The organism is Streptococcus sanguinis (assembly GCF_050222175.1).
Taxonomy (GTDB): Bacteria; Bacillota; Bacilli; order Lactobacillales; family Streptococcaceae; genus Streptococcus; species Streptococcus sanguinis_M.
Window position 1 is genome coordinate 352,043 of the sequence record NZ_CP071420.1, and the last position, 12,491, is coordinate 364,533.

The window sequence follows — 12,491 nt, forward strand, 5'->3', positions numbered from 1 at the left end:
AGTGAAGGATGGATATTAGACAAGTAACAGAAACCATTGCCATGATTGAGGAGCAGAATTTTGATATTCGGACCATCACCATGGGCATTTCACTCTTAGACTGTATTGACACAGATATTGATCGGGCGGCGGAGAAGATTTACCAAAAAATCACGACTAAAGCGAGAGACCTGGTGACAGTTGGGGACGAAATTGCTGCCGAGCTCGGGATTCCTATCGTCAATAAGCGGGTCTCCGTGACTCCGATTTCTCTGATTGGGGCAGCGACAGACAGCAGAGATTATGTGCCTTTGGCCAAGGCTTTAGACAAGGCGGCCAAGGAAATCGGTGTTGACTTTATCGGTGGTTTCTCTGCCTTGGTCCAAAAGGGCTATCAAAAAGGCGATGAAATCCTCATTAATTCCATTCCACGTGCTTTGGCTGAGACGGATAAGGTCTGCTCCTCTGTCAATATCGGCTCAACCAAGACTGGTATTAATATGACAGCTGTTGCGGATATGGGGCGGATTATCAAGGAAACCGCTCAGTTATCTGATATGGGTGCGGCCAAGTTGGTCGTCTTTGCCAATGCGGTAGAAGACAATCCTTTCATGGCAGGCGCCTTTCACGGTGTCGGCGAAGCAGATGTGGTCATCAATGTCGGTGTTTCTGGGCCCGGTGTTGTCAAGCGAGCCTTGGAAAAGGTCCGAGGTGAGAGCTTTGACGTGGTGGCTGAAACAGTCAAGAAAACAGCCTTCAAAATCACACGTATCGGTCAGTTGGTCGGTCAGATGGCCAGCGAGCGTCTGGGCGTCAAGTTCGGGATTGTTGACTTGAGTCTGGCTCCAACACCAGCGGTCGGGGACTCAGTCGCCCGTGTCTTGGAAGAAATGGGTTTGGAAACAGTCGGCACTCATGGCACGACAGCAGCCCTTGCCCTGCTCAATGACCAAGTCAAAAAAGGCGGTGTCATGGCCTGCAATCAGGTTGGCGGACTGTCTGGTGCTTTCATCCCTGTGTCAGAAGACGAGGGCATGATTGCGGCTGTGCAAAATGGCTCGCTCAATCTAGAAAAGCTAGAAGCGATGACAGCTATCTGCTCTGTAGGTTTGGATATGATTGCCATTCCAGAGGCGACGCCGGCTGAAACCATCGCAGCCATGATTGCGGATGAGGCAGCTATTGGCGTTATCAATCAAAAGACGACAGCTGTGCGGATTATTCCGAAAGGTAAGGAAGGCGATATGATTGAATTTGGCGGGCTCTTGGGAACAGCTCCGGTCATGAAGGTCAATCAAGCTTCGTCAGCTGCCTTTATCGCGCGGGGCGGTCAGATTCCAGCGCCTATTCACAGCTTTAAAAATTAAAAAGCTAGATTTGAAACAGCTTTTAAGGAAGCATCATAAAGGACAGCTATTCAGTTTCCGAGCAGGAGTTTGTGGGATTGAATCTAGCCGGATGTTTGAAAGATAGGGGATTATAAGGAGATTGTTTAGGTTATGAATAAAAGAGAGCTAGCTGAGCTGGCCCTTGATTTAGGTTTGGATTTTGATAAAGAGAGCGGCATTATATATGGCCGTAGAAGGGATTATGCTTTTTATCTAGAGACCATAACAGATGGCGATGAATTTGCGATTTTTTTCTCGGTCAGATGTGAGCAGGGCTATATCGGTCGAGATACCTTGGAAGCTCTGATCAACGATTCCGAGGTTTTGATTGATTTTGAAAGAGCTGGCTATAACTTGGCCTGTCAGATTTTGGCTGATCAGGATCGGGATCTGCTGCCGGATATTTTGGAGGAGGCTATCGAGGACTGCACCCGCTACTTTGAGGAGCAAGGGCTGGTTAGCGCCTGTGAGAAAACTGGTGAAACCGGAGAGGTCGACCTGTATCAGTTCAAAGGAGATTGGCTCTTTCTCACGCCATCTAGCTATGAGCGAATGATTTCCATCTCACAGGATAAGGTGACAAAGCGCCCTCTTCCTCATCAAAGTCCGCAGAAAATACATTATTTTCTGGGTGTTCTCGGAGCATTCTCGACGAGCTTGCTTGGTGCATGTCTTGTCTTCTTCCTGACAGGTGCATCCTTGGCCATGGGCTTCATATCAGGTTTTACACTGCTATTTAGCATTGCTTGTTATGAAAAGTTTGTCAAAGGTATTTCTGTTTTAGGAATTGTGGCAAGTTTCTTTTTTACTTTAGCGATGAGCTTTGTAGCTGTTCAAATCGGTTATGCCAATTCTTTTTACCAAGGGGAAGGCAATATTTTGCAAGCCATTATCGCTATTAATAAAGCCGCTTTATCCGGACAGTTTGGTCTTAATTATTGGCTCCATTATCTGTACATTATTCTTGGGTGTGTCAGTGCCGGCAAAGTTCATGTTAAGTCTCTATAGTTGATTAGATGCTGACTTCACAGTGAGAAGCTGTCTATCATAGTGGGAAACCGAGTTCTCCCTCTTCTTTATCCTAAAGAAGCCAAAGGCCTTTTTCAAAATTTACTATAACAAACAAAAATAAAAGAGGTAAACTATGTCAAAAACAAGACTCTATGTTATCCGTCATGGCAAGACCATGTTCAATACTATTGGCCGGGCTCAGGGCTGGTCTGATACCCCGCTGACTGCCGAAGGCGAGCGAGGTATTCGTGAGCTGGGCATCGGATTGCGAGAGTCGGGTTTGCCTTTTGTCAAGGCTTTTTCCAGTGATAGCGGCCGGACCATTCAGACCATGGGGATTATCCTAGAGGAGCTGGGCTTGACTGGCCAGATTCCCTATCGCTATGACAAGCGCATCCGGGAGTGGTGCTTCGGCAGTTTTGATGGTGCTTATGGTGGTGAGCTCTTTCATGGCGTTATCCCACGAGTTCTTAAGACGGATAATTACAAGGAACTCAGTTGGCCGGATTTGGCGAATGGTCTGGTAGAAGTGGATTCGGCTGGCTGGGCTGAACCTTGGGACAAGCTTAGCGGTCGAATTTTAGAAGGATTTGAAGCCATTGCTAGGGAGGTTGAGTCCTCAGGCGGTGGCAATGCTCTGGTCGTCAGCCACAGCATGACCATTGGTACCCTGGCTTATCTGGTTGATGAGAAGATCACGAAAAATCCTAATGTCGATAATGGCAGTGTCACAGTGCTGGAGTATGAAAATGGTCGCTTCAGCATTCAAGCCTTGGGAGATGTGTCTTACCGTCAGATTGGCGCAGCTATATTAGACCGAGAAAATCAAGAATGAGTAGGAGTTTTGAGACTCCTGCTTTTTGCTTTGAAAGCCAGATGGCGCCAATTTCTTCATAAAATGGTATAATATGAAAAGAATAACGGAGGAAATGAAATGGCAAAAACAAGATTATACTTGGTTCGTCATGGCAAAACCATGTTTAATACTATCGGCCGGGCTCAAGGCTGGTCTGATACCCCTTTGACTGAAGTCGGGGAACGTGGTATTCATGAGTTGGGCATTGGCTTGAGAGAAGCTGGGCTTGATTTCAAATTGGCTCGTTCCAGCGACAGCGGCCGGACTATTCAGACCATGAGCATTATTCTAGAGGAACTGGGCCTGACAGATCAGATTCCTTATACCTTTGACAAACGGATTCGCGAATGGTGCTTTGGCAGTTTTGATGGTGGTTATGATGGAGAGCTCTTTATGGGTGTGATGCCCCGGGTTTTCAATATTGAGCACGTTCATCAGCTCAGCTATGCTGAGTTGGCAGAAGGTCTTGTAGAAGTCGATACAGCAGGCTGGGCAGAAAATTGGGAAAAACTCAGCGGCCGAATCTGGGAAGGTTTTTCAGCCATAGCTGAGGAGCTGGAAGCTGCTGGCGGCGGCAATGCTCTTGTAGTCAGCCACGGCATGACTATCGGAACCTTTGTTTATCTAATCAATCGAACTCAGCCTCATGGTTTGGACAATGGCAGTGTGACGATTGTAGACTATGAAGACGGTAAATTCACAGTAGCTTGCGTCGGAGACATGTCTTATCGAGAGGCCGGTGCCAAAGTAATGGAGGAAGAAGTTGAAGCGCGCTAAACATCGCAAAGAAAAGAGAAAATCGAAGTCTAAGAAGATTGGGTTGACGCTTTTGTTGTTAATCGTCTTGTGTCTGGCAGCTGGAGGAACGGCGATTTATTTCCGTCCGTCCTTGTTACAAGATCTGCTTGCAAAAATTCAATTTTCGGGTTCGTCTAGCAGTTCTGCTACGAAGGGCTCTTCTAGCTCAGAGAGTTCGCAGTCTGATTTGCCCAAGGTTTCTTCTACTGACTGGAATTTGATTTTGGTCAATCGTGACAACCAGCAAGAAGAAAAAACACCTGATCTGACTCAGATTGGAGAGGTCCAGGTCGACAGCCGCATTGCTGAAAATACTCGGCAATTCCTAGCAGCAGCCCAAGCGATAGCTCCTGAAGAAACTTTAATCTCTGGCTATCGCAGCCGAGCTGAGCAGGAGGAACTCTATAACGAAAAAGTTGCTGGGGAAGTCGCCAAAGGCTTGTCAAATGAAGAAGCAGTCAGCATTGTGCTGAAGCAGGTGCAACTTCCAGGAGCCAGCGAGCATCAAACGGGCTTGGCTATTGATATGAGTGTCCCAGAAGGTCAGGAAGATGAATTGGCAGCCAAGATTGCGGAGCTAGCTCCCCAGTATGGTTTTGTCCTTCGCTATCCGGATGGCAAGAGTGATATTACCGGAGTTGACTTTGAGAATTGGCATTACCGCTATGTCGGTGTGGAGAATGCCCAGTATATGCAGAAGCACAATCTGGTTCTGGAAGAATATATCGCCCTGCTCAAGGCAGCAGGAAAATAAACAAGTAAGTCAGGATTTCCTGGCTTTTTTTATGCTGATTTATCAGGATGCAGGTCTCTAATCCTTTTAGCTTCTGATCAAATCAGCTGCAAGTATTGATAGATAAAAATGAATTACTTTTTGTAAAAAAATATTTATAAATCCTTGACAACTATATCGGACTGCGATATAATTTTTTATATCAAGGTTCGATATATCGAGGTGAAAGTGAGATGAGAAGATGAGTGGATTGACAGAAAAGCTTAGGAGAGTCTATGTGCCAATGACAGAGACAGGTTTTTATATCCTCTTCTGTCTTCAGAAAGAAAGGCATGGCTACAGTATTACTCAAAAAGTCAAGGAGCTGACAGAAGGACAGCTATCTATCAGCCCGGGGACCATGTACGGGACCTTGGCAAAGATGGAAAAAGATGGTCTGATTGCCTTTGTTCGTGAGGAAGAAAAGAGAAAGCTCTACCAGATTACAGAACTTGGACAGAAAATTTTGGGCTTGGAAATCCAGCGGATTGAGCGCCTTTACCGCAATAGTAAGGAGGAAGTTTGATGGAAAAGAAAATTGTCTATAAAATCTTTACCATTGCAGACTATGACAGAGAAGCAGCTTATTTTAAAAAAATGCACAGTCAAGGCTGGAAATTGAAGAAAGTAAGTTATTCTCCCTTTCTTGTTGCAGTTCGTTATACATTTGAAGCATGTCCGCCTCAGGACGTGGCCTATCAATTAGATTTTCGCCCCATAAAGAAGGCGGAGCAAGAATCCTATTATCAACTGTTTGAGGATTGTGGCTGGGAGCATATTACAAACTTTAATCAATTTTCTTATTTCCGCAAGTCGGTTTCTCAGCTTGATGCAGACAGCGATCTTGAAATCTATAATGACGCATGGTCTAAGCTAGAGATGGTCAAGCGTTTGCTTGTATGGCGATTTTTGCCAGCCATCATGGTTTTGTGTGTCACTACCTATCTCATTCTAGATATTTCCCAGAAAAGTTTGAAAGCAAGTCTATTATTCAAATCAATCTTAGCAATAGACTGTCTTATATTGATCATTCTGTTCTGTCAACTGGTCCATATTGCCTTGCGTTTTTGGAAAATGAGGCAGGAACTGAAAGATTGATTGCGGTTTTGTTAAATACTGTTATGAAAGCGAGGAAAACAATGAACAAGACCATTATTGAAGTGCAAGGCTTGAAAAAGAAATTCAAGGAACAAGAAGCCTTGGCAGGAATCGATTTTTCCATCCAAGAGGGAGAAATTTTTGGCTTCCTAGGACCGTCTGGATCTGGTAAAACGACGACTATCAATATCTTGACTGGTCAGTTGTCTGCAGATGCTGGAACAGCTCATGTGCTGTCTGCTCCGGTTGAGGATTTTAAGGTAGAAGTCCTGGAGCAGATTGGTATTGTCAGCGATGGCAGTGGCTTTTATGAAAAGATGTCACTTTATAAAAATCTCAAGGCCTATGCTATGCTCTTTGGTGTTAATATGACAGAAGTCGATGAACTTCTCCGAAAAGTGGGGCTTTATGATAGCCGCAACAAGGTGGCTGAAAAACTATCTACGGGTATGAAGCAGCGCATGTTACTGGTGCGTGCCTTGATTAATCGACCTAAACTGCTCTTCTTGGATGAGCCAACCAGTGGTTTGGATCCGTCAACCTCTCGCACCATTCACGAATTGCTGCTGGAACTAAAAGCTCAGGGGACAACTATTTTTCTGACGACTCATGACATGCAGGAAGCTACCCTCTTGTGTGATCGCTTGGCCTTGCTAAGTAAAGGAAAATTAGTCGAAGTAGGCAGTCCGCATGAGATAATCCAAAAGTATAATACAGATAAGAAGGTTCGTTTAGAATATGTAGATTTGACGACGAAGACAGTTACCTTTGATGAACTGCAAGGTGGTTTGGATTTGTCCAATGTTATCAGTATTCATTCCTGCGAACCAACTTTGGAAGATGTTTTCATCACGTTGACAGGAGGTACCTTAAATGTCTAATAAATTAAAAGGTATGATTTGGCTGAGAGGTCAAGTGACGCTAGCTAATAAAAGTATTCTATTGCAGGTTTTTATGCCGATTTTCCTCATTTTTCTCTATAAATTTATTTTTTCTCTGAATGGAGCTGGTAAGGAAATTGGCGCGGATAAACTAGCTACTATGTTGCTTACGATCTCCCTGCCTTTCTCTCTAGCCATGTCTGTTGGAACACCTATCATCATCATCCTAGCTGAGGAAAGAGAAAAACGTAATTTGCAAAGTTTGCGCTTGGCTGGTGTGACAGCTGGTCAATATATTCTCTCCGCTTTAATCTGGCCAGCGATTATTGGAATTTTTTATATCGTCATTACCCCACTTTTGGTGGGAGCTAAGCTTTCTAATCATCTGTTCAGCTATAGTTTGGTTCTCTTGTTGACCATGCTGGTCTTAATTTTTTTCTTTTTAATGGTTGGTCTGTTTTGTAAAAATCAGGTCATGGCACAATCTCTTAGTGTTCCAGCCATGCTCTTGGCGGCATTTATTCCTATGTTTTCAAATATGAGCGAGGAGTTATTTAAAGTGCTGCGTTACAGCTTTATGGGCCTTTTTAGTAGTTATATGAAAGATTGGTCTCATTTCCATTTATGGAGCGGAGAATTTTTGGCTCTGCTAGTTTGGTTGCTTCTTTTTGCAGGAATTTCTTTCTATTTGATGCGCCATTTGCAAATCCTGGAGGATTAATCTAGGTCGCCAGACTGATTTTTAGCACTCTTGTAAAAAGAGTGCTAATTTTTTGAGTTTTTGTCTTGACTTTGGTGTGGAAGAGTGTATAATAGAATCATGAGTTAGCACTCGAGGTTGTTGAGTGCTAATCGACAGCAGAATCTTGATTGGAGGTGATGCCGTGGTCACGGAGCGTCAAAATGAGATTTTGAATTTGATTATTGATATCTTTACCAAGACTCACGAGCCAGTCGGCTCCAAAGCCCTGCAGGATTCCATCAATTCCAGCAGTGCCACTATCCGAAATGATATGGCGGCTTTGGAAAAGCAGGGGCTTCTGGAAAAGGCGCATACGTCTAGCGGCCGTAAGCCTAGTGTGGCTGGTTTTCAATACTTTGTCAAGCATTCTCTGTCCTTTGATCGTCTCGCTGAGAATGAACTCTATGAGGTTATCAAAGCCTTTGACCATGAGTTTTTCAACTTGGAGGACATTCTTCAACAGGCAGCGGATCTTTTGACCAAGCTCAGTGGATTCACGGTTGTTGCACTGGATGTAGAACCCAGTCGGCAGCGCTTGACAGCTTTTGATATCGTTGTGCTCAGTCAGCATACGGCTCTGGCAGTCTTCACCCTGGATGAGTCCAATACTATCACCAGTCAGTTTATGATTCCGCGCAACTTCCTAAAAGAAGACCTGGATAGGCTTAAAGGCCTGGTAAGGGAGCGGTTCTTGGGTCAGACAGTGCTGGACATCCATTACAAGATTCGGACGGAAATTCCGCAGATTATCCAACGCTATTTCACTACGACGGACAATGTCATCCAGCTCTTTGAGCACATCTTTGGTGATATTTTCAAGGAAAATGTGATTCTGTCTGGCAAGGTTCAGCTCTTGGAATTCTCAGACCTGACGGCTTATCAGTTTTTTGATGACCCGCAGAAAGTAGCGTTTGAGATTCGCGACAGCTTGGCCGAAGATCAGATGCAAAGCGTGCGCGTGGCAGACAGTAGAGAAAGCTGTTTGGCTGATCTAACACTAATTTCCAGCAAATTCCTGATTCCTTATCGAGGATTTGGGGTGTTGGCAGTTGTCGGTCCGGTCAATCTTGACTACCAACGGCTGGTCAGTCAGATGAATGTCGTCAACCGCGTACTGACCATGAAACTAACCGACTTCTATCGCTATCTAAGCAGCAATCACTATGAAGTCCATTAAATATAGTATAAATATTCCTAAAAAGGAGGTGCCTTGTGGCAAAGCATAAACAAGAAGAACATCCAGAAGATGTAGAAGTAAAAGAGGAAGCTGTAGAAGCAGCTGAGCAAGCTGAATCAGGTAGCCCTGAAAAATCAGAATTAGAATTAGCCAATGAGCGAGCAGAAGATTTCGAAAACAAATATCTTCGTGCTCATGCAGAAATGCAGAACATCCAGCGACGAGCGAATGAAGAACGCCAGCAGCTGCAAAGATACCGCAGTCAGGATTTGGCAAAAGCTATTTTGCCTTCGATAGATAATCTGGAGCGCGCGCTTGCCGTTGAAGGTCTGACAGATGATGTCAAAAAAGGACTGGAAATGGTGCAGGAAAGCTTGATTCATGCTCTCAAAGAAGAGGGTATCGAAGAAATTCCAGCTGACGGAGCTTTTGACCATAACTATCACATGGCCATTCAAACCGTTCCAGCTGACGATGAGCACCCAGCTGACACTATAGCGCAGGTCTTCCAAAAAGGCTACAAACTTCATGACCGTATCCTTAGACCGGCTATGGTGGTAGTTTACAACTAGGCGAGTCACTAATATTTGCGAAGTGAACTGCCAATCAGCTACTGCGTATAACTTCGACTTCTCGTGTCATAACTTACATAATAGAAAACTTGTCCGAAACGACAATAAACTATGAAGGAAGAAAACATTCGTTCAGCTTTGCTTCTAACGAGTGAAGCGAACCAAAGAGTATTGAAAATAAAATTAAAGTAAAAAGAGGTAAAAACATGTCTAAAATTATTGGTATTGACTTAGGTACAACAAACTCAGCAGTTGCGGTTCTTGAAGGAACTGAAAGCAAAATCATTGCAAACCCAGAAGGAAATCGTACAACACCATCTGTAGTGTCATTCAAAAATGGCGAAATCATCGTTGGTGATGCGGCAAAACGTCAAGCAGTAACAAATCCAGATACAATCATTTCCATCAAATCAAAAATGGGAACATCTGAAAAAGTAGCTGCTAACGGCAAAGAATACACTCCGCAAGAAATCTCAGCTATGATTCTGCAATACTTGAAAGGCTATGCAGAAGAATACCTTGGTGAAAAAGTAAGCAAAGCAGTTATCACAGTACCAGCTTACTTTAACGATGCACAACGTCAAGCGACTAAAGACGCTGGTAAAATCGCTGGTCTTGAAGTAGAACGTATCGTCAACGAACCAACTGCAGCAGCCCTTGCTTACGGTCTTGATAAACAAGATAAAGAAGAAAAGATCTTGGTCTTTGACTTGGGTGGCGGTACCTTCGACGTTTCAATCCTTGAGTTGGGTGATGGCGTCTTTGATGTACTGGCAACTGCTGGTGACAACAAACTCGGTGGTGACGACTTTGACCAAAAGATTATCGACCACATGGTAGCTGAGTTCAAGAAAGAGAACGGCATCGACTTGTCAAATGATAAGATGGCGCTTCAACGCTTGAAAGATGCAGCTGAAAAGGCTAAGAAAGACCTTTCAGGTGTAACTTCTACTCAAATCAGCTTGCCGTTTATCACAGCTGGTGACGCTGGACCTCTCCACTTGGAAATGACTTTGACTCGTGCCAAATTCGACGATTTGACTCGTGACTTGGTAGAGCGCACTAAAGAACCAGTTCGCCGTGCTCTTTCTGACGCAGGCTTGAGCTTGTCAGAAATCGACGAAGTAATCTTGGTTGGTGGTTCAACTCGTATCCCGGCTGTTGTAGAAGCTGTTAAGGCTGAAACTGGTAAAGAGCCAAACAAATCAGTGAACCCTGATGAAGTAGTTGCTATGGGTGCTGCTATCCAAGGTGGTGTCATCACTGGTGATGTCAAAGACGTTGTCCTTCTTGACGTAACACCATTGTCACTTGGTATCGAAACAATGGGTGGCGTCTTCACTAAGCTGATTGACCGCAACACAACAATTCCAACTTCTAAATCACAAGTCTTCTCTACAGCAGCGGACAACCAACCAGCCGTTGATATCCATGTTCTTCAAGGTGAACGCCCAATGGCAGCAGACAACAAGACTCTTGGACGTTTCCAATTGACAGATATCCCAGCTGCTCCTCGTGGAATCCCTCAAATCGAAGTAACATTTGACATTGACAAGAACGGTATCGTATCTGTTAAAGCTAAAGACCTTGGAACTCAAAAAGAACAACACATTGTTATCCAATCTAACAGCGGCCTGACTGACGAAGAAATCGACCGCATGATGAAAGATGCAGAAGCAAACGCTGAAGCAGATAAGAAACGTAAAGAAGAAGTTGACCTTCGTAACGAAGTTGACCAAGCAATCTTTGCGACTGAAAAGACAATCAAGGAAACTGAAGGTAAAGGCTTCGACGCAGAACGTGAAGCTGCTCAAGCTGCCCTTGATGACCTTAAGAAAGCTCAAGAAGACAACAACTTGGACGACATGAAAGCGAAATTGGAAGCTCTCAACGAAAAAGCTCAAGCACTAGCAGTGAAACTCTACGAGCAAGCTGCTGCGGCTCAACAAGCCCAAGCAGGAGCAGAAGGAGCTGAAAACGCAGGCCCAACTAAAGCAGACGATGATGTCGTAGACGGAGAGTTTACTGAGAAATAGGCGGTGAGACAGAACTAAAAATTGAAAGTTTTTAGTTCGTAGTCGAACCCCCGCGAGGATGATTAGGATTTTTGGGAGTCTGAAAGACGAACCTAAAATCCAATCAGCTACCGCGTCAAAAATTTTTCGAAAAATATTGTTTTGAAAATTTCACGTCGTAATGATAGGAAGAAATCCAGAGGTTGCAACCCAGCCTCTGTTTTTGGATGAAGCATAGATTATTAATAAAGAAAAGGCCAAGTTTAATGAAAAGAGTGGTAGAGAACTTGAAAGAATTTATACAGATATATTGGAGGCTTATTATATGTGAAATTTTCATAGTAATTATTTATGTCTGCTTTTATACTTGTAGTAGGGGTAGCAACTTTGAAATAATCATATCTCCAGAAATTTTGGCTACGTTACTTGTAGGTATAGCTGCTATATATTCTTGGATTCATCATAAGAAAATATCGGATTCTGAGATTGAAGATGCACATTATGATAATAACTTGCAGTTGTTACGGAATGTAGATGAACTTTTAGAAGTATATAAAAATAAAGGAGAAGTGCGAGAAATTGGTATTGAAATACAGGATTTTCTAATAAGTTTGGAAAAACAGTATATTCAGAAGCAAGAAGTATTGAAGCCACGAGATAAATTCCTAGATATTTATTATCGTTTTATAAATGATAAAATTAGTACAGACCAAGATAGTCTAGAAAGTGAAGAAATAGATTTGAAATCACAAGAAAAATCCTCAACTATCCCTTCTAATTCTTCTGGTGACTTACTTAATGAGAATGACCAAGAGAGTCCAATACAGTATATTAAAACAAAAGTTTCTGAAGAATTTGATACCCCTACGAAAAATATCCGTTATAGTAAAAATTATGAAGATGATGCCATAAAAGATAATTTGAACTGGACAACTTGGTTTACTATTGGAAAAAATACTATTGATAAGTTAGGAGATAAAGATAAGCAAATTTTTATAACCAACGTCAATGGTAAAGATATTAGATTCCAAATGCAAGGTAAGGATTTAAAAGATATTATTTCAGAAGGGAAGCCTCGCAAACGTCGACGTGCAGGAAAAGAAGTCTATGACCTTTTCTTTGGACAAGATTCTAAAGGAAATTTTGTCGAAGGAAGGCATAAGATTGATTTGCAGAAATATAATATTGAAATATTGTAAAAA

Annotated in this window: 13 protein-coding genes; all 13 read left to right on the forward strand. The window is 43.2% G+C overall.

Annotated elements, in window-relative coordinates:
- Positions 1-8 precede the first annotated feature (8 nt).
- The 13 genes from J1C91_RS01825 (at position 9) to J1C91_RS01885 (ending at position 12,488) form a co-directional block, all read left to right on the forward strand.
- Entirely contained in the window at positions 9-1,346 is a 1,338-nt protein-coding gene (locus J1C91_RS01825; protein WP_125439214.1) for a PFL family protein, read from the forward strand.
- A gap of 132 nt (positions 1,347-1,478) precedes the next feature.
- A complete protein-coding gene (locus J1C91_RS01830) occupies positions 1,479-2,375 on the forward strand; it encodes a hypothetical protein (RefSeq protein ID WP_002908732.1) in 897 nt (298 codons plus the stop codon).
- Positions 2,376-2,511: 136 nt separating this feature from the next.
- Positions 2,512-3,213 (forward strand): histidine phosphatase family protein, encoded by a 702-nt coding sequence (locus J1C91_RS01835; RefSeq protein WP_002908733.1) that lies wholly within the window; start codon positions 2,512-2,514, stop codon positions 3,211-3,213.
- Positions 3,214-3,312: 99 nt separating this feature from the next.
- The gene (locus J1C91_RS01840) at positions 3,313-4,011 is read left to right on the forward strand and encodes a histidine phosphatase family protein (protein ID WP_125439216.1); all 699 of its coding nucleotides are present in this window, start codon (positions 3,313-3,315) and stop codon (positions 4,009-4,011) included.
- Complete coding sequence (locus J1C91_RS01845) at positions 3,998-4,786, forward strand: M15 family metallopeptidase (protein WP_125439218.1); 789 nt, start codon at positions 3,998-4,000, stop codon at positions 4,784-4,786. The genes J1C91_RS01840 and J1C91_RS01845 overlap by 14 nt, the downstream gene beginning before the upstream one ends.
- Before the next feature lie 220 nt (positions 4,787-5,006).
- A complete protein-coding gene (locus J1C91_RS01850; RefSeq protein ID WP_111675323.1) occupies positions 5,007-5,330 on the forward strand; it encodes a PadR family transcriptional regulator in 324 nt (107 codons plus the stop codon).
- Positions 5,330-5,902: a DUF2812 domain-containing protein gene (locus tag J1C91_RS01855; RefSeq protein WP_125439220.1), complete on the forward strand. Its 573-nt coding sequence runs from the start codon at positions 5,330-5,332 to the stop codon at positions 5,900-5,902. The genes J1C91_RS01850 and J1C91_RS01855 overlap by 1 nt, the downstream gene beginning before the upstream one ends.
- A gap of 23 nt (positions 5,903-5,925) precedes the next feature.
- The gene (locus tag J1C91_RS01860; protein WP_185761346.1) at positions 5,926-6,783 is read left to right on the forward strand and encodes an ABC transporter ATP-binding protein; all 858 of its coding nucleotides are present in this window, start codon (positions 5,926-5,928) and stop codon (positions 6,781-6,783) included.
- Positions 6,776-7,504: an ABC transporter permease gene (locus J1C91_RS01865; RefSeq protein WP_048774034.1), complete on the forward strand. Its 729-nt coding sequence runs from the start codon at positions 6,776-6,778 to the stop codon at positions 7,502-7,504. Before J1C91_RS01860 ends, J1C91_RS01865 begins: the two co-directional genes overlap by 8 nt.
- Before the next feature lie 163 nt (positions 7,505-7,667).
- Positions 7,668-8,702 (forward strand): heat-inducible transcriptional repressor HrcA, encoded by a 1,035-nt coding sequence (gene hrcA / locus J1C91_RS01870; protein ID WP_032912382.1) that lies wholly within the window; start codon positions 7,668-7,670, stop codon positions 8,700-8,702.
- A gap of 35 nt (positions 8,703-8,737) precedes the next feature.
- Positions 8,738-9,274: a nucleotide exchange factor GrpE gene (gene grpE / locus J1C91_RS01875; protein WP_125439222.1), complete on the forward strand. Its 537-nt coding sequence runs from the start codon at positions 8,738-8,740 to the stop codon at positions 9,272-9,274.
- A 206-nt stretch (positions 9,275-9,480) separates the two neighbouring features.
- On the forward strand, positions 9,481-11,310 hold the full coding sequence (gene dnaK, locus J1C91_RS01880) for a molecular chaperone DnaK (RefSeq protein ID WP_125439224.1): 1,830 nt from the start codon (positions 9,481-9,483) through the stop codon (positions 11,308-11,310).
- Positions 11,311-11,576: 266 nt separating this feature from the next.
- Positions 11,577-12,488: a hypothetical protein gene (locus J1C91_RS01885; protein ID WP_125439226.1), complete on the forward strand. Its 912-nt coding sequence runs from the start codon at positions 11,577-11,579 to the stop codon at positions 12,486-12,488.
- The last annotated feature ends 3 nt before the right edge of the window (positions 12,489-12,491 follow it).